Source organism: Meridianimarinicoccus roseus (genome assembly GCF_003172915.1).
GTDB classification, from domain to species: domain Bacteria; phylum Pseudomonadota; class Alphaproteobacteria; order Rhodobacterales; family Rhodobacteraceae; genus Meridianimarinicoccus; species Meridianimarinicoccus roseus.
On record NZ_QGKU01000033.1, the window covers coordinates 135,036 to 154,784 of the forward strand.

Here is a 19,749-nt window from a genome sequence, read left to right on the forward strand (position 1 = left end):
TCGGGATAGGCGGATTTTCAGGCGAGGCGGACGCCGGAGGCGTCGAAATACAAGGGCTTGCGCGGGGCGATGGCGATGGACTGCCCGCCGCGCAGGTCGGTATGCGGGTCGGTCAGTGTGATGATGTCATGGCCATGCAGCGACAGATGCAGGCGGGTCTGGTCGCCAAGATGTTCCACCCGCGTGATCTGCGCCGTCTGCCCTTCACCCTGCGCGATATGCTCGGGCCTCAGCCCGATGGTCGCCGCCCCGGCGGGCGCGCCGGGAAACAGGTCCGCGGGCAGCGCGTTGATCCGCGGCAGACCAAGCCGACCGGCCACAGTCAGGCTGACCGGGTTTTCGTAGATTTCCCGCGGCGGGCCGAACTGCGCCAGCCGCCCATGGTCCAGCACACCCACATGCGACGCCATCGTCATCGCTTCGATCTGATCGTGCGTGACGTAGAGGAGCGTCGCACCAAGGGCCGAATGGATCCGCTTCAACTCGATCCGCAGGTCGGCGCGCAGCTTCGCATCGAGCGAAGACAGCGGTTCGTCCATCAAGAACAATTGTGGCGCGCGCACCAGCGCACGGCCGATGGACACGCGCTGCATCTCGCCGCCCGAAAGGGCGGTGGCCTTGTTGTTCAGCTTGTGCGCAATGTGCAGGACCTCGGCCACCTCGTTGATCTTGCCCGTAATCTCGTGCTCGGGCGTGCGCAGGATCGGCGAGCGCAGCGGAAAGGCAAGGTTGTCGCGCACGGTCATGTGCGGATAAAGCGAGTATTGCTGGAACACCATCGCCACGTCGCGCTGCGCCGGGGTCAGGCCCAGCACGGACTCCCCGCCGATGGTGATGTCGCCCGCATCGGGCGTCTCGAGTCCTGCGATCAGCCGCAGCGTCGTGGTCTTGCCCGCTCCGGTGGGACCGAGCAGCACGACGAACGCTCCGTCCGGCACGGTGAGAGAGACGTCCGAAAGCGCCGTATCGCGTCCGAAACGCTTGGTGATCCCGGTCAGAACGACCTCAGCCATGGGCCAGCACCTCCGCGTTGGCATCGGACAGCAGCGCGCGTCCCGAGTCGGTGTCAAACAGGCTCAGCGTGCGGGAATTGAACCCAAGGCCGGTGGTCGTGCCCGGTGTAACCGCCCGGTCCGAGGGCACCCGCGCCTTGACCTCGCCGTGCGGGGTGTCCAGCGTCACGATCTGTGTTGTTCCTAGGTATTCAACGGCTTGCACCGTGCCGCGATAGGGCGCCCCGTCATCCAGCGCGACATGTTCGGGCCGGACGCCAAGCGCAAGCGCGCCCTTCGCCCCCGCCCGCAGACGGGGCATGTCAAAGGCGATCCCGTCCATCGTGACCTGGGTGTCGCCGGGCTGCACAACCCCGTCGAAACGCAGCACGTTCATTGCCGGAGAGCCGATGAAATCCGCGACGAACAGCGTGGCGGGCCAGTCGTAGATGTCTTGCGGGACACCGAACTGTTCGACGACCCCATGATTCATGACGACGATCTTGTCGCCCATTTGCATCGCCTCAAGCTGGTCATGGGTCACGTAGACGGTGGTCGCCCCCATCCGGTCATGCAGCGCGCGCAGTTCCTCGGCCATGCGTTCGCGGAACTCGGCATCCAGAGCGCCCAGCGGTTCGTCCATCAGAAAAGCCTTTGGTTCCCGCACGATGGCCCGCCCGAGCGCGACGCGTTGGCGGTCGCCGCCGGATAACCCGCCGACCGGACGGTTGAGGATATCCTCAATCCCGAGGATGCGCGCGACCTCGGCCACCTTGGCGGCGACCTGCGCCTTCGGCAGCCCCTGCGAGACCAGCGGATAGGCAATGTTGCGCCGGACATTCAAATGGGGATAGAGGGCGAACATCTGGAAAACGAAGGCAATATCGCGCTGGCTGGCGGGGCGCTGCCCGACCTCCTCGCCGTCGATCAGGATCTCGCCCGAGCTGGGCAGTTCCAGCCCCGCGATCATCCGCAGCGTCGTCGTCTTGCCGCAGCCGGACGGGCCGAGCAGCATGAAGAATTCGCCGTCCTCGATCACGAAGCTGGAGGATTTCACGGCGTTGAAATCCCCGAAATCCTTGCGCAAGTTCTTGATTTCAATACGGGCCATGGATCACTCGGGAAAATGGGAAACGATGATGAACATCACCGTTCCGGTCAGCGTGACAAGGAAGGACCACGTGTAAGCGACCAGCAGGAAGGGCTGCATCAGCATTATCACGCCCAGTCCGATCAGGGTGGAGGCGAGCGCCTCCCAAGGGCCGCGGCGCAGGCGGGCGAGGCCGCGCAGAAAGTCACGCATGGCGGCCTCCCTCGCGGAAAATCGGGTATATGACTCGCATATGACTCCCATATGACTCCTGTAGGACTCCGGTCGTTGCCATTTTGCGCGTCGGGCGGGCCATCTGCGCACTGCGCCGAAGGGTGACGGCCGTCCCGGAAAGGCTGAGGGGAAGCGTTTCAGGTCGGAACGGGCGGAGCCCCGGGATACCGCGCACAGGTATCATTTCCGCACCGCCCCGAAGGTGATCCCGCGCAGCAGGTGCTTGCGCAGCAGGATCGTGAACACCATCACCGGCACGAGAAAGATCGTCGCGCCGGCGGCAACGGCCGGCCAGTCCTGCCCGCCTACGCCGATGATCGTCGGAATGAAAGGCGGCGCTGTCTGCGCTGTGCCCGAGGTCAGCAGCACGGCGAAGGCGTATTCGTTCCACGCGAAGATCAGGCAGAAGATCGCGGTGGAGGCTATGCCGGTCGCAGCCTGCGGCAGAACGACCTTCGTGAAGGCCTGAAAGCGGGTGTAGCCGTCGATCAGCGCGGCCTCTTCGTATTCGCGGGGAATCTCGTCGATGAAGCCCTTCAGCAGCCACACCGAAAGCGACAGGTTCACCGCAGTATAAAGCAGGATCATTCCCGCGTGCGTGTCCGACAGACCAAGCTGGCGGAACATCAGGAAGATCGGGATGGCGACGGCTATGGGCGGCATCATCCGGGTGGAGAGGATGAAGAACAGCAGGTCGTCCTTAAGCGGCACCTTGAAGCGCGAGAAGGCATAGGCGGCGAGTGTGCCGAGGAACACCGACAGGAAGGTGGAGCCGAAGCCGATGATGACGGAGTTCAGGAAGCGTTCGCCGAAGCGCGACGGCCCTGCGATGACCATGTCGTACTGGCGCACGATGCGGTCATACCAGGTTGTCGGCTCGCCAAGCGCCTCCAGCGTTTCCGGTGTCACGCGGGTGCGGGTGGTAAAGAGGTTGACGTAGCCTTCCAGCGTCGGATCGAACACGATCTTCGGGGGATAGGAGATCGCGTCGGCCGGCGTCTTGAAGCCGGTGGCGATGATCCACAGCAGCGGCATGATGGTGATGACCGCGTAGAGCACGACGAGCGTGCCTGCGAGCCATTTCTGCGCGGGCGAGGCGGCGGTGATGGAATAGTCGCTCATGGCGCGGCTCCGTCAGGGCTGGATGCGGGGCAGAAACTGTTTCGCGAATTTTTTCGCCCAAGGGTTGCGGATGGCACGCGGCGTGCAGAGGTTAGCCTTGTCGGGTACGTTCCCTCCCCGACAAACGCAGCCGGGCGGCGTGGGTGGTGTTCCCTCCCTCCTCCCTCGTAGCCCGCGTGGCCCGGCTGACCGTTCTCTCGACCCGACGCGTGCGCGCGATCTCGGCCCCTCATCGTTCCTTCACCTTGTTGAGCGCCTTGACGTAGATCGAGGCAAGGCCGAACACTGTGACGAAGAGGATCACGGCATAGGCCGATGCATAACCGGTGCGCCATTTCTCGAACGCCTCACGCTTGAGGTTGATCGAGGTGAGTTCGGTAACGGAGCCGGGCCCGCCCCCGGTAAGCTGCACCACAAGGTCGAACATCTTGAAGTTTTCTATGCCGCGGAACAGCACCGCGAGCATCAGGAAGGGCAGCGCCATCGGGATAGTGATGGTCCAGAACTGCCGCCACTTGGAGGCGCGATCCACCTCGGCCGCCTCGTATATGTAGTCGGGAATGGAGCGCAGACCGGCGAGGCAGATCAACATGATGAAGGGCGTCCACATCCAAGTGTCCACAATGACGATGGACCACGGTGCGAGGTTGACCTGCCCGATCATCGAAAACGACGATGGGTCCACGCCGGTGAAGAAGGATACGACGTAATTGAACAAGCCGATCTGCGGCTGGTATAGGAAGGTCCAGAAGTTGCCGACGACAGCAGGCGACAGCATCATCGGCAGTACGATAATGGTGGTCCATAGATCGTTGCCGCGGAACTTGCGGTTGATCAGCCAGGCGAGCGTGAAGCCGATCAGGACCTGGAAGAAGATCGTCCAGAACAGGAAATGCGCGGTGGCCTGCATCGTCAGCCAGATGTCGCTGTCCGTCAGGATTCGTTCGTAGTTTCGCAGGCCGATGTATTCGACCTCCCGGTTCCGGTTGGCGCGGAAATTGGTGAAGGACAGGTTGATCGTCCAGATCAGCGGGAAGATGTTGACCGCCAGCAGCAGGAAGATCGACGGCGCGACGAAGATCCACGCGATGGCGCGGTCCGACAGGCCACGGATGCGGCGGGCGACGCGCGGCGGCGTGGCGCGCGCGAGCTTGTCGGCGGGACTTTCGGCGGATGGTTCGGTCATGTCGACCCCTCGGGCGCGGTTCGGCCGGCGTCCCGGGCTTGACCCGGGAGCTTGTGCCTGTCTGGACGGTGGAGTGTGCCGTAACGGGCGGCGGGGCGCGCCGGGCGCCCCGCCGTCGGCGGATCAGAGCTTGCCTTCGTCCTCGAAGGTTTCGGTCCAGTCCTCGATCAGCTTGTCAAGCGCTTCCTGCGCGGTGCCGACATCGGCCACGATGTAGTCGTGCAGCCGCTTCTGCATCGCCAGCAGCAGTTCGGCATAGGCCGGCTCCTGCCAGAAGTCCTGAACGTTCTCCATCGCCAGCAGGAAGTCGCCGGCAAAGGGTGCGCTGTCGGGGAAGCCCGGATCGTTCAGCACCGAGTTATGCGCCGAGTAGCCGCCAAGCGCCCACCATTTCGCCTGCACGTCGGGCTGGGCGAACCACTTGATGTATTCGAGCGCCGCATCCTGCTTGTCGGAATACGCCACGACCGAAATGCCCTGCCCGCCCAGCGTGGAGGCGGCCTGGTTCTGCGGCGGGTTGACGAAGAAGTCGATCTTGTCGCCGCCGGTGGTCGGATCGGCATAAAGACCGGGGAAGAACGCGAACCAGTTCATCGCCATGGCCACCTGGCCGGATTTGAACGCGTCGAGCCCCTGTTCCATGTAGCTGTCGGTGTATCCCGGCGGGGTCGCGGTTTTGTAAAGCTCCTTGTAGAACTCCAGCCCGGCCACCGCTTCGGGCGAGTTGACAGCGCCTTCCATGTCGTAGCTGCCCGGTTCGTTCTCGTACTTGAAGCCGAAGGTGTAGAGCGCGCCGGTCGCACCCATGGTGATCCCTTCGGAGCCGCGTTCGGTGAAGATAGCGGCGCCATAGCGGGTCTGGCCGTCGATCTCGCGGCCCTGGAAAAACTGCGCGATCTGCAGCAGTTCCTGCTGGGTCTGCGGCTCGCGCAGATCGTCGCCGGTGGCCTCCTTGTAGGCTGCCATGATCTCGGGGTCGGTAAACCAGTCCTTACGATAGAACCAGCCGTTCGCGTCGCCCATCGCCGGCAGCGCGTAGTAGTTCGGCGTGCCCTTGGGCCAGGTCGAATAGGCATAGACGGTCGCAGGCGCGAAATCGTCCATCGAGATGCCTTCGGCCTCGAAAAAGTCGTTCAGCTTGACGTAATGGCCGTTTTCCGCGCCGCCGCCGATCCACTGGCTGTCGCCGATCAGCAGGTCGCACAGCTTGCCGCCAGAGTTCAATTCGTTCAGCATCCGGTCCGCGAAGTTCGGCCAAGGCACGAATTCGAAGTTCATCGTGTGGCCGGACTGGGCCTCGAATTCCTTGCTGAGTTCGACCAGCGCGTTTGCCGGATCCCAGGCGGCCCAGCACAGCGTCAGGTCCTCGGCCTGTGCGCCGGAGGCGGCCGCAGCCGTCAGGGCGGTCGCCGCCCAAAGTGTCGTGCGTCTCATGGTGTCATTCCTCCCGTTGGTGCCTGTCCGGCGCGTTAGCCCGCCATCGTTCCAGGTCTTGGCCAGCATAAATGAGGTGCGTACCTCAAAGCAAAGGAAAACTTCCCTCGCCGTAATCTCGTGATCGGCGAAGACGCGGCACGCGGCGGGTGAGCGGCCCACGGCGCGCCGCTGTCAGTCCGACAGCGTGACCCAGGCGGCATTGCGCTTGGACGACCGCAGGCAGGCATCGATGAAGGCCATGCCCTCCAGCCCCTCGGCGATGCCGGGCACAAGGCATTCGCCCGTCGCATCGGCGCCGCCGCCCTCCTGCCGGGCGCGGATCGCGATGGCCGATTCGGTGTAGAGATTGGCGAAGCCTTCAAGGTAGCCTTCGGGATGCCCGGCGGGCACACGGCTCACGGCGGCAGCGGCGGTACCCGATCCCGGCCCATTGCGGGTGATCCTGCGGGGCGCCTCGCCGAACGGAGCGAAGGTCAGCGCGTTGGGCTGTTCCTGATGCCAGTCGATCCCGCCGCGGTCGCCGTAGATGCGCAGGCGCAGCCCGTTCTCGTGGCCCACGGCGACCTGGCTGGCCCAGAGCATCCCGCGCGCACCGCCTTCGAAGCGAAGCATCACCTGCACGTTGTCGTCCACCCGCCGCCCCGGCACGAAGGTGTCGAGATCGGCCGAAAGCGCCTCGGGCGTCAGGCCGGTGACGAAGCGTACGAGGTTGTAGGCATGGGTGCCGATGTCGCCCACGCAGCCGCCCGCGCCGGACTGCGCCGGGTCGGTGCGCCAGCCGGCCTGCTTTTGGCCTGTCTCTTCGAGCGGTTCGGTCAGCCAGTCCTGGGCGTATTCCACCTGCACCACGCGCAATGCACCGAGATCGCCGCGCGCCACCATCTCGCGGGCCTGCCGGATCATCGGGTAGCCGGTGTAGTTGTGGGTGAGCAGCAGCAGCGCATCAGACTTCGCCGCCAATGCAGCCAGCTTGCGCGCCTCGGGCAAACTGGCCGAGAGCGGTTTGTCGCAGATCACGTGGATGCCGCGGCGCAGGAACTCGCGGGCGGCGGGCACGTGCATGTGGTTCGGGGTGACGATGGCGACGGCGTCGATGCCGTCCTTGAGCCGCGCCTCGCGCTTCGCCATCGCGGTGAAGTCCCCGTAGACGCGGTCTTCGGCCAGCCCAAGCGCTGCGCCGGAGCGGCGGCCCTTCTCGGCATCGGCGCTGAACGCGCCCGCCACAAGCTCGAACTGGTCGTCGATGCGTGCGGCAATGCGGTGCACGCCGCCGATGAAGGCGCCTTCGCCGCCGCCGACCATGCCGAGCCTGAGCCGCCGTGTTCCGTGTCGTTCCACGTTATATCCTCCCGTTTAAGCCCGCCATCTGCGGGCGGGTCGGGGTCAGGTTGGCCGATCCGGGCCGCCGTCGGCAAGGGGTTTTCGGAAGGCGAACGGGGGACGGGCGGAAGGCAGGACCGCGGGCTCCCGCCCGTCTTCGACATGGACATGTCTCATCCCGTTGGGCCGCGCACCTCCGGTGCGGGCGCGCGCTCTGGCCGTTGCGGCGCGACGAAGCCAAGGCGAGACGGCGCAGAACATGGCGGGCGCGGGGCCGCAGGTCTGCTGCCAGCAATGGGGACAGCGGTGCCCGGCCTGCCACCCATCGGGTCCGCAGGCGAAGCCTGCCGGACCCAACGGGATGAGACACCGGCAGGTGTCGAAGACGGGCGGGAGCCCCCTTCCCGGACAAGCCGTCAGACGAGACCGCGCGCCACCGTTTCCAGCATGTCCGCAAGCGACACCGCAAAGGACCGCGCGGCCATAACGCGGTAGCGCTGGCCCGGCACCTCGCAGATCACAAGGCAGCCCATGTGCTCTATCCCAGTGCGCTCGGCCCGGCCCGCATCCATCGCGCCGGTGTCCAGCGGGCAAAGGCGTTCAAGCAGCGCCCTGCAGCCCACGCCATCGAGATCGAGACAGACCCACCCGCCGGCCTGGTCAGTCACCGACGCCGCCGCGCCCAGCCGCGCGACCAGCATCCCGGCAAGATCCGGATGCCGGTCCGCGGGCGCCAGTGCCAGCCATTGCCCCGGCCCGGTCCAAGCCAGTTGCACCCCACCCGCCTGACCCGAGATCCGGCCCGGCCCCGGCGGCGGCGCCCCGGTCACATCGCGGACCAGCGCCTCCAGCGCCGCATCGCCCGCGCGCTGCGCCAGCGCGGCCAGCGCAAGATCCGGCCGTTCGGTGATCGTCACCGCCCCGTGACGCGCGAGGAGCGGTGCCGCGCCACCGCAGGCGAAGGTAGGGGCAAGTCGATATTCAGCCACGCAAGCGCCCTCCGTCCGGGTCCACGAAATGCGGCGACACCGCCCGCACCGGTATGTCGCGCCCGTCCACCGGGCTGACCGCCCTGAGCGTCGCGCCCATCCGCGCCCCGGCCAGCGCCACGAACCCCAGCGCGATCGGACTCTCCAGCGTGGGCGAGAAGGCGGCCGAACTGATCCAGCCCAGCACGTTCGCCGCTTCGGCCCGCGCACCCGGCCGCAGCAGATGCGCCCCGCCAGGAATTGCGCTTGTTCCGTCCAGCGGCACGAACCCCGCAAGCCGCCGGTCGTCGCCCGCCAGCCCCTCGCGGCGCGACAGCACCGCGCCGATGCTGTCCTTCTCGCCAGACACCATCCGACCCAGCCCCAGCATCGCGGCGGTGGTGCGGCCGTTCAGTTCGTTCCCCGCCGCATGCCCTTTCTCGATCCGCAGCACGCCAAGCGCCTCGGTTCCGTAGGGCGTCGCGCCGAGATCGGCGCCCCGGTCCAGCAATTCGTCCATCAGCGCGTTGCCGTAGCGGGCGGGGACGGCAAGCTCATAGGCCAACTCGCCCGAGAACGAGATCCGGAAGAGCCGTCCTCCGAGACCACCGCAGACGGTGACCGCCCCGCAGGCCATGAACGGGAAGGTCTGGTTAGACAGGTCGTGCGGCGGATCGACAATGCGCCGCAACAGGCGGCGCGCGTTCGGCCCCGCGACGGCGATCTGCGCCCAGGCATCGGTTACGGAGACAAGCTGCACATCCATGCCGGGCCACAGGCACTGGCGCGCGAACTCCATGTGCCGGGTCACCGCACCTGCATTGGCAGTGGTGGTCGTGACGATGAAATGGTCCGGGCCAAGCCGCGCGGCAGTGCCGTCATCCATCACGATGCCGTCCTCGCGCAGCATCAGCCCGTAGCGCACGCGCCCTATCGGGAGCGTGGCCATCCGATTGCAGTAGATCCGGTCGAGGAACGCGGCCGCATCCGCGCCCTGCACGTCGATCTTGCCCAGTGTTGTCACGTCACAAACGCCCACCGCGCCGCGAACCGCGCGCACCTCGCGGTCCACACTTTCGCGCCAGTGCGTCTCGCCGGGGCGGGGGTAATATTGCGCCCGCAGCCACTGGCCCGCCTCGGTGAAAACGGCGCCGCGCGCCTCGGCAAAGACATGGGTTGGGGTACGCCGCACCGGGCGGAAGCGCGGCCCGCGCGCCCGGCCCGCCAGCGCGCCGAGGCTGACCGGCGTGTAGGGCGGGCGGACCATCGTGGTGCCGGTTTCGGCGATACCCTGCCCCGAAAGCGCGGCCATCACGCCGATCGCGGCGGTGCTGGCGGTGCGCCCCTGGTCGGTCGCCATACCGAGCGTGGTATAGCGCTTCACATGTTCCACCGACCGGAATCCTTCGGCCTGCGCGAGCGCGACATCCTTCACTGTCACGTCGTTCTGGAAATCGAGCCACGCGCGCCCGGGCGCGCCGGTGACATGCCAGAACGCGGTGACACGGACCGGCGCGTCCTCGGTGCGGGGCAACGGGGCAGGCGCGCCCGCGGACAGGCCGAGATCTTCCAGCGCGGCGCGGGCGGCGGCGGCCCCGCCCGCCAGCGCCCCGGCTGTCGAAAACACCCCCGCCGCCGCGCCCGCCGCGCGCTGGCCCGGTACCGCGCCGGGCACGGGCACGAAAGCGGCGATGGCATCGTCCCAGGCCGGACGGGCGCGATGCTGCGCCGCGAGATGCAGGTTCGGGTTCCAGCCGCCCGACACCGCCAGCGCGCCGCAGGCGATGCGGCGGAGCGCGCCGCCCGCGGCGCGCACGGTGATCGCGGTCAATCGGCGCCGACCCGACGTGCCGATCACCTGTGCGCCGCGAAGGGTTTCGGCGGCAAAGGGGCAATCGGGTGCGTCGGCGCGGGTGTCGATCAGTGCTACCACTTCGATCCCGGCAGCGGCGAGGTCGGCGGCGCTGCGATGCCCGTCATCGTTGTTGGTGAACACCGCCGCGCGCCGCGCCGGTGCGGCGGCCCAGCGGTTGACAAAGGCGCGCGCGGCCCCGGCCAGCAGGATGCCGGGCCGGTCGTTTCCGGGAAAGGCGATGGGCCGTTCGGTCGCACCGGCGCAGAGTGTGCACGCGCGCGCAAAGATCCGCCAGAACGTCTCGCGCGGGGCGTGGGACGGCGCGTCAGGCGCTGCGCGTTCCAGAGCGCCGTAGGTGCCATGGTCGAAGACGCCGAAGACCGTGGTGCGCGGCATCACCCGCACCGACGGCAGCGCGGCCAGTTCGGCCCGCGCTGCGGCCGCCCAGTCGGCACCCGGCGCATCGTCAATGGCATGGGTTTCTGCGTTGAGCCGCCCGCCCGCGACCGTGTCCTCGTCGGCCAGGATCACCCTCGCGCCTGCCCGGCCCGCTGTCAGCGCCGCCATCAGCCCGGCAGGCCCCGCCCCGACGACCAGCAGGTCGCAATGCAAAAAGCCCCGGTCGTAGCTGTCCGGGTCGGGCGCGGTGTCGAGACGGCCCAGACCGGCAGCGCGGCGGATCGCCGGTTCATAGACCCGTTCCCAGAAGCCGCGCGGCCACATGAATGTCTTGTAATAAAACCCTGCCGTCAGCAGCGGCGCTGCGAGATCGTTCACAGCCAGCGTATCGAACCGCAGCGAGGGCCACGCGTTCTGCGGCGCCGCGACAAGCCCGTCCACCAATTCCACCATCGTCGCACGGGTATTGGGCGTGTGTGCCCCGCCATGCGCCAGCGTTACCAGTGCGTTGGGTTCCTCGGACCCGGCGGAGATCAGCCCGCGCGGGCGGTGATACTTGAAACTGCGCCCCAGCAGCGCAACATCGTTCGCCACCAGCGCCGAGGCCAGCGTGTCGCCAGGATGGCCCGTGTAGCGCCGCCCGTCGAAGCGGAAGGACAGCGTGCGCGCGCGGTCGATCCGCCCGCCCGCCAGCCGGTTCGGCTGCGCCACGGTCATGCCCCACGCCCCAAAGCCAGCGCCACGTCGCGCGCGAGTTCGACCTGCGTGATCTCGTGACTGCGCGTGTCGCGCGTCACCACAAGCCACGACCGGTCACCCTGTTCGTGATACCACAATTCGCGGTGCAGTCCGGCCGGGTTGTCGCGCAGGTAGAGATAGTCGTAGAACGCATCCTCCGCACCGGCGGCCAGTCCATCCGGGCGGTCGATCAGCGCGGCATCGCCGAGATAAGTGAATTCGCGCGCGTCGCGGGGCCCAAGCAGGGGGTGGTCGATGATCATGGCGCCCTCAATGCAGGTTGGGCGTCGCGCCCATCCCTTTTTCGTCGATCATCCGCCCGGCTCGGAACCGGTCCAGCCGATAGGCGGCGGCGGTTTCGTGCGGCGTGTCGGTGGCCAACAGATGCGCGAACGCCAGACCCGATGCCGGGGTGGCCTTGAACCCGCCATAGCACCAGCCACCGTTGAAATAGAGCCCCTCGACCGGCGTGCGGTCGATGATGGGCGAGCCGTCCATGCTCATGTCCATGATGCCGCCCCACATTCGCAGAAGCCGCGCGCGCCCGATCATCGGCATCAGCGCCATGCCACCTTCGCAGACGTCCTCGACCACCGGCAGGTTGCCGCGCTGCGCGTAGGAATTGTAACCGTCGATGTCGCCGCCGAACACCAGCCCGCCCTTGTCGGACTGGCTGACGTAGAAATGCCCGGCACCGTAGGTGATGACGCCGTCCAGCACCGGCTTCAGACCCTCGGTGACGAAGGCCTGCAGCACGTGACTTTCGATCGGCAGGCGCAGCCCGGCCATCGCCATCACGGCGCCCGAATGACCCGCCACAGCGACGCCGACCTTGCCTGCGGCGATCGGCCCGCGCGTCGTGTCGAGCCCCCGGATGCGCCCGCCCTCGATGCGCAGGCCGGTCACCGCGCAATTCTGGATGATGTCGACCCCGCGGCTGTCGGCGGCGCGGGCATAGCCCCAGGCGACCGCGTCGTGCCGCACTGTGCCGCCGCGCCGCTGCAGCAGCCCGCCCCTGATCCGGAAGCGCGCGTCGTCGAAATTCAGGAACGGGTACATTGCGCGCACCGCATCAGCATCCAGCAACTCCGCATCCGCGCCATGCAGCCGCATCGCGTTGCCGCGCAGCCTGTAAGCGTCGCGCTGCGCGTCGCTGTGGCACAGGTTCAGAACCCCGCGCTGGCTGACCATCGCGTTATAGTTCAGGTCCTGCTCCAGCCCCTCCCAGAGCTTCATGGACAGCTCGTAGAAAGGCTCGTTTCCGTCCAGCAGATAGTTCGAGCGTATGATCGTGGTGTTTCGCCCCACGTTGCCGCCGCCGATCCAGCCCTTTTCCAGCACTGCGACACGGCGCGCGCCGTACCGGGCTGCAAGGTAATGCGCGGTGGCCAGCCCGTGCCCGCCGCCGCCGACGATCACGATGTCATAGGACGGTTGCGGGTCCGCATCGCGCCAGGCCGGGCCCCAGCCGCGATGGCCCCTGAGCGCCTCTCGCAAGATCCTGAACCCCGAATACCGCACGCGCCGCCCCTTTCCTGCAAGGCAAGACCGGTCTGCCACTTCGGAACACGCCGCGCCTTTCCGAAAGGGACGGATTCTTGTCTTTTCCGGCCATATGGCTATGCAAGCCCGGAAAGGAGCTTCGCCATGCCGCGACGGATCGGTTTCTTGCTGCTCAGGGATTTCGCGCTGATGTCCTGCGCGGCGGCGGTCGAACCGCTGCGCGCGGCGAACCTTCTGCAGGACCGGGCGCTTTATGACCTGACTTTCCTGTCGGTGAATGGCGGGCGCGCCGCGGCGTCGGTCGGGGCGGGGTTCGATACGGTCGCGCTGCGCGATGTGACCGCGCCGTTCGACATGGTGTTCGTGGTCGCGGGGGGCAATCCGATGGGCGCGCGCCATGTCGAGGCATGGCGCTTCCTGCGTGCGCAGGGACGGCGCGGGGTCGCGCTTGGCGGGATCTCGGGCGGGGCTGCGGTGCTGGCGCAGGCCGGACTGATGGCGGGGCGCCGGTTCACGGTGCACTGGCAACACTACGACGCGCTGCGCGAGGAGTCCGCCGACTACCTGATGGAACGGCGACTGTTCGTGATCGACCGCGACCGGTTCACCTGCGCGGGCGGAGCGGCGCCGCTGGACATGATGCACGCGTTGATCACCACGCATCACGGCGCCGGGCTGGCGACCCGCGTGGCGGACTGGTTCATCCACACCCGCATCCGCGACGCGGACGACCCGCAGCGCACCGGCACCGCCGAACGGTACCGCATACACGACCCGGTGCTGGTGGCGACGGTGGACCTTATGGAAAGCCACATCGCCGACCCGCTGAGCCTGGATCAACTCGCCGCGCTGGCGGGGACCAGCCCGCGCCACCTGCAACGCCAGTTCCGGATGCGGATGGGCACCAGCCTGATGCGTTTCTACCGCGACCTGCGGCTGGACAAGGCGCGCGACCTGCTGGCGCAGACCGCCCTGCCCGTGCTGGAGGTCGCGCTGGCCACCGGCTTCGCCAACGGCGCGCATTTCGCCCGCGCGTTCCGCGACAGGTTCGGACAGCGCCCATCGGCCCTGCGCGCAGGGTCCGACGGGGACGCGGGCGACCAAGAGGGGCCGAAGTGGCGGGAGGGGCCCGAGCGGTCGGCGAACGCGGTTGCGGGCGGGGGTGCGGCATTGGCGGCAGGCCGAACCGGACAAAAGCCGGGGATCGGACTGGAAGGCCGGATGAAACTGACTTAGCCTCGAAACGGTGATCACGGGTGCGGCCCGGTCAGGAGCTTCATGACAGACACGGCATTCAGGCAGGATCCGCACAAGGTCCGCGACAGGCGCGAGAAGAACCTGGAGGTGGCGATCGGCCGCGAGGTGCGGGCCTTCCGCCACCAGCAGGACATGACCGTCGCCGAACTGTCCGAAAAAACCGGGCTGAGCATGGGAATGCTGTCGAAGATCGAGAACGGCAACATCTCACCCTCGCTGAACACGCTGCAGGTGCTCGCCGGCGCGCTGAGCGTCCCGCTGACCGCCTTCTTCCGCCGCTTCGAGGAACGCCGCGAGGCGGTTCATGTGAAGAACGGCGAGGCGGTTGAGATCCACCGCGCCGGCACGCGGGCTGGGCACCAATACAATTTGCTGGGGCACATCGGCTCCAACAGCAGTGGCGTGGTCGTGGAGCCCTACCTGATCACGCTGTCCGAGACGTCGGACGTGTTTCCGACCTTCCAGCATGACGGGATCGAGTTGCTCTACATGCTGGAGGGCGAGGTGCGCTACCGCCACGGCGACCGGCTTTATGACCTTGCGCCCGGCGACAGTTTCTTCTTCGACGCGGATGCGCCGCACGGGCCCGAGGAACTGACCCGCCTGCCCGCACGATTCCTGTCGATCATCGCCTACCCGCAATCCTCGTGACAGCCGCCAAGGACCGGTGAGGCCCGGCGCCTGCGTTTCGCGCGCGGGAGTGCCGCGCATTTGCGCATCCGTGGGATCATTTCTTGCTTTTCAGGAAACATACTTTCCTTTAAATGGGGTATGCGCCACAAAGGCGACGCGGGCACGGAGGGAAGTTCATGTGCGGCATTGTTGGGTTGTTCCTCAAGGACAGCCGCCTGGAGCCCGAGCTGGGCGCGATGCTGACCGCGATGCTGGTCACGATGACGGACCGCGGCCCGGACAGCGCCGGAATCGCGATCTACAACGCCGATGCCGAGAAGCCGTTCAAGATCACCGTGCAGTCGCCGGAGGGCGACACGGAATTCGGCACGCTGGCCGACCGGGTGGCCGCCCTGACTGGTGCGCCCGCGCGGCTGGAGCGCAAGGGCTCCCACGCGGTGCTGGCGCTGGGGCGCGACCGGGCGAAGGCCGTGCTTGCGATGATCCGGTCCGATTTTCCAGGCCTGCGGATCATGAGCCAGGGCAACCGGATCGAGATCTTCAAGGAAACCGGCCTTCCGCAGTCGGTCGCGGAGGCGTTCGGCGTTGCGGCGATGCGCGGCACCCACGGGATCGGCCACACGCGGATGGCGACGGAGTCCGCTGTCACGACGCTGGGCGCGCACCCGTTCTCGACCGGGCCGGACCAATGCCTTGTCCATAACGGCTCGCTCTCCAACCACAATTCGCTGCGCCGTCAACTCGTGCGTGACGGGATGCGCTTCGAGACAGAGAACGACAGCGAGGTCGCTGCGGCCTACCTGACCCACCGCCTGCAGGAGGGCCGCGACCTTGGCGGCGCATTGCGCGACGGATTGGCCGATCTCGACGGGTTCTACACCTTCGTGGTCGGCACCGAGACCGGCTTCGGCGTGCTGCGCGACCCGATCGCCTGCAAACCCGCCGTAATGGCCGAAACCGACCGCTATGTCGCCTTCGGTTCGGAGTACCGCGCGCTGGTGGACCTGCCCGGCATCCGCGAGGCCCGCGTCTGGGAACCGCAGCCCGCCGAAGTGTATTTCTGGGAGCGCGCCGCATGACCACCATGCTCGATCTGAACGAAACCCCGCTGCGCGATGTCAACGCGGCCCTGCAGGCGACCGCCGGGATGCAGCCGAATACCGCGTTCGAGATCGTCAATCCGCGCGGCAGTCACGCGCTGGCGGTCGGGCTGAACGCGCCGATCTCGGTGCGGATCAAGGGGTCCACCGGCTATTACTGCGCGGGCATGAACCAGCACGCCAACGTCATCGTGCAGGGGTCGGTCGGCCCCGGCGTGGCCGAGAACATGATGTCAGGCACCGTCGTTGTGGAAGGCGACGCCAGCCAGTACGCCGGGGCGACCGGGCATGGCGGGCTGCTGGTCGTGCGCGGCAACGCATCGTCGCGCTGCGGCATCTCCATGAAGGGGATCGACATCGTGGTACAGGGCAGCATCGGCCACATGTCGGCCTTCATGGCACAGAAGGGCAACCTTGTCGTACTGGGCGACGCGGGCGACGCGCTTGGGGACAGCCTGTACGAGGCGCGGCTCTTCGTGCGCGGGTCCGTTGCATCGCTGGGTACCGACTGCGTCGAGAAGGAGATGCTGCCGGAACACGTCGACCTGCTGAGGGACCTGCTGGCACGGGCCGAGGTCGAGGCCGACCCGTCAGAGTTCCGCCGCTACGGATCGGCGCGCACGCTTTACAATTTTCATATCGACAACGCGCAGGCGTATTGAGGCGTATGGCATGAAGGACAACGACACCCCACGCACCCTGCCCCGCCAGAGCGCAACCTTCACCCGGGAGGTGAACGCCGAGATCCGGCGCGCCGCCGCGACCGGCATCTACGACATCCGGGGCGGCGGGGCGAAACGGCGGGTGCCGCATTTCGACGACCTGCTGTTCCTTGGCGCGTCGATCTCGCGCTACCCGCTGGAGGGCTACCGCGAACGCTGCGACACCGCCGTGACGCTGGGCACCCGTTTCGCCGCCAAGCCGTTGGAACTGGCGATCCCGATCACCATCGCGGGCATGAGCTTCGGGTCGCTTTCGGGTCCGGCGAAAGAAGCGCTGGGGCGCGGCGCGACGCTGGCCGGCACCTCGACCACCACGGGCGACGGCGGCATGACTGAAGAGGAGCGCGGGCATTCGGAAAAGCTGGTCTACCAGTACCTGCCCTCGCGCTACGGCATGAACCCGGACGATCTGCGCCGCGCCGACGCGATCGAGATCGTCGTGGGTCAGGGCGCCAAGCCCGGCGGCGGCGGGATGCTGCTGGGCCAGAAGATCACCGACAGGGTCGCCGGAATGCGCGATCTGCCGGTAGGAATCGACCAGCGGTCGGCCTGCCGCCATCCGGACTGGACCGGGCCCGACGATCTAGAGATCAAGATCCTCGAGTTGCGCGAGATCACGGGCTGGGAAAAGCCGATCTACATCAAGATCGGCGGCGCGCGGCCCTATTACGACACGGCGCTGGCTGTGAAGGCGGGCGCGGACGTGGTCGTGCTGGACGGGATGCAGGGTGGCACAGCCGCCACGCAGGACGTGTTCATCGAGCATGTCGGCCAGCCCACGCTGGCCTGCATCCGCCCCGCCGTTCGCGCGCTGCAGGAGCTTGGGATGCACCGCAAGGTGCAGCTTGTCGTGTCGGGTGGCATTCGAACCGGCGCGGACGTGGCAAAGGCACTGGCACTGGGGGCCGACGCCGTGTCCATCGGCACCGCGGCACTGATCGCGCTGGGGGACAACGACCCGCGCTGGGAGGCAGAATACAACGAGCTGGGCACCACCGCCGGAGCCTATGACGACTGGCACGAAGGCCGTGATCCGGCCGGGATCACCACGCAGGACCCGTCGCTCATGGCGCGGCTCGACCCGGTGGCGGCAGGACGGCGCCTTCGCAACTACCTGAACGTTCTCACGCTGGAGGCTCAGACCATCGCGCGCGCCTGCGGCAAGAGCCATGTGCACAATCTCGAACCTGAGGACCTGTGCGCGCTGACCGTGGAAGCCGCGGCGATGGCCGGCGTGCCGCTGGCCGGGACCGACTGGATCCCCGGACGCGGCGGATATTGAGGAGAAGCCGATGACACGCGACCTTGCAGAGTTCGCCCGCGAGACGGGCATCCGGTATTTCATGATCTCCTTCACCGATCTTGCGGGCGGGCAGCGCGCCAAGCTGGTCCCGGCGCAGGCGATCGCCGACATGCAGGCGGACGGTGCGGGCTTTGCCGGTTTCGCGACATGGCTGGACCTGACCCCGGCGCATCCCGACATGCTGGCCGTGCCCGACGCGGACGCGGCGGTGGTGCTGCCGTGGAAGCCGGACGTCGCTTGGGTGCCCGCCAACCCGGTGATGGAGGGCTTGCCGGTGGACCAGGCGCCGCGCAACGTGCTGCGCCGCCAGATCGACCTCGCCGCGGCGGCGGGGCTGCGCGTGAAGACCGGGGTGGAGGCGGAGTTCTTCCTGCTTGAACCGGACGGACGCGCGATTTCCGACCCGCAGGACGTCGCGGAGAAGCCGTGCTACGACCAGCAGGCGGTGATGCGCCGCTATGACGTGGTGGCCGAGATCTGCGACTACATGCTGGAACTGGGCTGGAACCCGTACCAGAACGACCACGAAGACGCGAACGGCCAGTTCGAGATGAACTGGGACTACGCAGATGCGCTGGTGACTGCCGATCGCCACAGCTTCTTCAAGTTCATGGTCCGTTCGGTGGCCGAGAAGCATGGCCTGCGCGCGACCTTCATGCCAAAGCCGGTCGCGGGCCTGACCGGCAACGGCTGCCATGCGCATGTGTCGGTCTGGGACATGGACGGCACGACCAACGCCTTCGCCGACGACGCGGCGGAACTTGGACTGTCGGCGCGGGGGCGGCATTTCCTGGGCGGGATCATGACCCATGCCGCCGCGATGTGCGCGATCACCAACCCGACGGTGAACAGCTACAAGCGGCTGAACGCGCCGCGCACGCTGTCGGGCGCGACCTGGGCGCCGAACACGGTGACATGGACCGGCAACAACCGCACGCACATGGTGCGCGTGCCCGGGCCCGGGCGATTCGAGTTGCGGCTGCCAGATGGCGCGGCGAACCCTTACCTGCTGCAGGCCGCGATCATCGCGGCAGGGCTTGACGGGCTGGACAGGCAGGCCGATCCCGGCCCGCGCCGTGACATTGACATGTATGCAGAGGGGCATCTTGCAAGCGATGCGGAAAAGCTACCGCTGAACCTGCTGGACGCGCTGCGCGCCTTCGATGCCGACAGCGCGTTCCGGGGCGCGATGGGAGACGGCTTTGCCGACGCTTTCCTGAAGATCAAGCACGCTGAATGGCTGTCCTACACGGCCCATTTCTCGGAATGGGAGCGGGTGAACACGCTTGATGTCTGACCGCGGCGGGTGCGCCTAGCCGGTCACGCCAAGGCCCCCGCATGGCGGTGCCGCCATGGCCGCACCGATCGCGGCGCTCGCGTCCGACGGGGTGCAGAGCGCGGTATCGAGATGCAGCGCCGCGTCCGTCCATGGCGCGTAGTCGCGGGCCTGCACCCTGGTCCAGTCCGGCAGCACCAGCCCCGGCACGTCCGGCGCCCGGCCTTCCACGCGACGCCTGTGCAACGCGGCATCGCTGCACAGGATTTCCACCCCCAACAGCCGCGCACCAACCCGGTCCGCCGCAGCGGCGAAGATTGCGCGGGTCAGCGGCCACGGGTTCACGCTGTCGACGATGACGCAATGGCCGACCGACAGGTTGGACGCCGCCAGCGCCGCCGCGATGTGATAGCTGTCGGGCCCGATATCGCGTCCCGGATCACGGGCCCAGATGGCGGCGTCGATCTCGTCGATACGCAGCCAGACCGCACCGCTGTCCCGCGCAAAATGCCGGGCGATGGTGGATTTGCCGGTCCCCGGAAGCCCGGCTAGCGCAACGAGGGTGGACATGGGGCGTCTCCGTCAGGCGCCCCCACCCTAGCCCGGCGGTCGCC

At 67.5% G+C, this 19,749-nt stretch carries 18 protein-coding genes; 6 read left to right on the plus strand and 12 right to left on the minus strand.

What is annotated here, in order from left to right:
• Window positions 1-17 precede the first annotated feature (17 nt).
• The 11 genes from DKT77_RS10770 to DKT77_RS10820 all read right to left on the minus strand — a co-directional run bounded on the left by DKT77_RS10770 (window position 18) and on the right by DKT77_RS10820 (window position 12,862).
• A complete protein-coding gene (locus DKT77_RS10770) occupies window positions 18-1,013 on the minus strand; it encodes an ABC transporter ATP-binding protein (protein ID WP_109811702.1) in 996 nt (331 codons plus the stop codon).
• Window positions 1,006-2,103 (minus strand): ABC transporter ATP-binding protein, encoded by a 1,098-nt coding sequence (locus DKT77_RS10775; protein ID WP_109811703.1) that lies wholly within the window; start codon window positions 2,101-2,103, stop codon window positions 1,006-1,008. Before DKT77_RS10775 ends, DKT77_RS10770 begins: the two co-directional genes overlap by 8 nt.
• 3 nt (window positions 2,104-2,106) lie before the next feature.
• Window positions 2,107-2,295: a hypothetical protein gene (locus tag DKT77_RS10780; protein WP_109811784.1), complete on the minus strand. Its 189-nt coding sequence runs from the start codon at window positions 2,293-2,295 to the stop codon at window positions 2,107-2,109.
• 201 nt (window positions 2,296-2,496) lie between these two features.
• On the minus strand, window positions 2,497-3,438 hold the full coding sequence (locus tag DKT77_RS10785) for a carbohydrate ABC transporter permease (protein WP_109811704.1): 942 nt from the start codon (window positions 3,436-3,438) through the stop codon (window positions 2,497-2,499).
• Window positions 3,439-3,667: 229 nt separating this feature from the next.
• The gene (locus DKT77_RS10790; RefSeq protein ID WP_109811705.1) at window positions 3,668-4,624 is read right to left on the minus strand and encodes a carbohydrate ABC transporter permease; all 957 of its coding nucleotides are present in this window, start codon (window positions 4,622-4,624) and stop codon (window positions 3,668-3,670) included.
• A 123-nt stretch (window positions 4,625-4,747) separates the two neighbouring features.
• The gene (locus tag DKT77_RS10795) at window positions 4,748-6,058 is read right to left on the minus strand and encodes an ABC transporter substrate-binding protein (RefSeq protein ID WP_109811706.1); all 1,311 of its coding nucleotides are present in this window, start codon (window positions 6,056-6,058) and stop codon (window positions 4,748-4,750) included.
• Between the two features lie 174 nt (window positions 6,059-6,232).
• On the minus strand, window positions 6,233-7,363 hold the full coding sequence (locus DKT77_RS10800; protein ID WP_109811707.1) for a Gfo/Idh/MocA family protein: 1,131 nt from the start codon (window positions 7,361-7,363) through the stop codon (window positions 6,233-6,235).
• A 434-nt stretch (window positions 7,364-7,797) separates the two neighbouring features.
• Window positions 7,798-8,370: a sarcosine oxidase subunit gamma gene (locus DKT77_RS10805; protein WP_238547812.1), complete on the minus strand. Its 573-nt coding sequence runs from the start codon at window positions 8,368-8,370 to the stop codon at window positions 7,798-7,800.
• Entirely contained in the window at window positions 8,363-11,320 is a 2,958-nt protein-coding gene (locus tag DKT77_RS10810) for a sarcosine oxidase subunit alpha family protein (protein WP_109811709.1), read from the minus strand. Before DKT77_RS10810 ends, DKT77_RS10805 begins: the two co-directional genes overlap by 8 nt.
• On the minus strand, window positions 11,317-11,604 hold the full coding sequence (locus DKT77_RS10815; RefSeq protein ID WP_109811710.1) for a sarcosine oxidase subunit delta: 288 nt from the start codon (window positions 11,602-11,604) through the stop codon (window positions 11,317-11,319). Before DKT77_RS10815 ends, DKT77_RS10810 begins: the two co-directional genes overlap by 4 nt.
• 7 nt (window positions 11,605-11,611) lie before the next feature.
• Complete coding sequence (locus DKT77_RS10820; protein ID WP_109811711.1) at window positions 11,612-12,862, minus strand: sarcosine oxidase subunit beta family protein; 1,251 nt, start codon at window positions 12,860-12,862, stop codon at window positions 11,612-11,614.
• A 126-nt stretch (window positions 12,863-12,988) separates the two neighbouring features.
• Here DKT77_RS10820 and DKT77_RS10825 point away from each other — a divergent pair, with 126 nt between their 5' ends.
• The 6 genes from DKT77_RS10825 to glnT all read left to right on the plus strand — a co-directional run bounded on the left by DKT77_RS10825 (window position 12,989) and on the right by glnT (window position 19,156).
• A complete protein-coding gene (locus tag DKT77_RS10825) occupies window positions 12,989-14,080 on the plus strand; it encodes a GlxA family transcriptional regulator (protein WP_238547813.1) in 1,092 nt (363 codons plus the stop codon).
• A 42-nt stretch (window positions 14,081-14,122) separates the two neighbouring features.
• Complete coding sequence (locus DKT77_RS10830) at window positions 14,123-14,752, plus strand: helix-turn-helix domain-containing protein (RefSeq protein ID WP_109811712.1); 630 nt, start codon at window positions 14,123-14,125, stop codon at window positions 14,750-14,752.
• Between the two features lie 158 nt (window positions 14,753-14,910).
• Complete coding sequence (locus DKT77_RS10835) at window positions 14,911-15,813, plus strand: class II glutamine amidotransferase (protein ID WP_109811713.1); 903 nt, start codon at window positions 14,911-14,913, stop codon at window positions 15,811-15,813.
• The gene (locus DKT77_RS10840; protein WP_109811714.1) at window positions 15,810-16,496 is read left to right on the plus strand and encodes a protein GlxC; all 687 of its coding nucleotides are present in this window, start codon (window positions 15,810-15,812) and stop codon (window positions 16,494-16,496) included. Before DKT77_RS10835 ends, DKT77_RS10840 begins: the two co-directional genes overlap by 4 nt.
• A 10-nt stretch (window positions 16,497-16,506) precedes the next feature.
• The gene (locus tag DKT77_RS10845) at window positions 16,507-17,838 is read left to right on the plus strand and encodes an FMN-binding glutamate synthase family protein (RefSeq protein ID WP_109811715.1); all 1,332 of its coding nucleotides are present in this window, start codon (window positions 16,507-16,509) and stop codon (window positions 17,836-17,838) included.
• A 10-nt stretch (window positions 17,839-17,848) separates the two neighbouring features.
• Window positions 17,849-19,156 (plus strand): type III glutamate--ammonia ligase, encoded by a 1,308-nt coding sequence (glnT, locus tag DKT77_RS10850; protein ID WP_109811716.1) that lies wholly within the window; start codon window positions 17,849-17,851, stop codon window positions 19,154-19,156.
• A gap of 15 nt (window positions 19,157-19,171) precedes the next feature.
• On the opposite strand, the gene DKT77_RS10855 is transcribed toward glnT, so the two are convergent.
• Window positions 19,172-19,705 carry a P-loop nucleotide/nucleoside kinase family protein gene (locus DKT77_RS10855; RefSeq protein WP_109811717.1) on the minus strand — a complete coding sequence of 178 codons (534 nt, stop codon included), beginning with the start codon at window positions 19,703-19,705 and terminating at the stop codon, window positions 19,172-19,174.
• Between the last annotated feature and the right edge of the window lie 44 nt (window positions 19,706-19,749).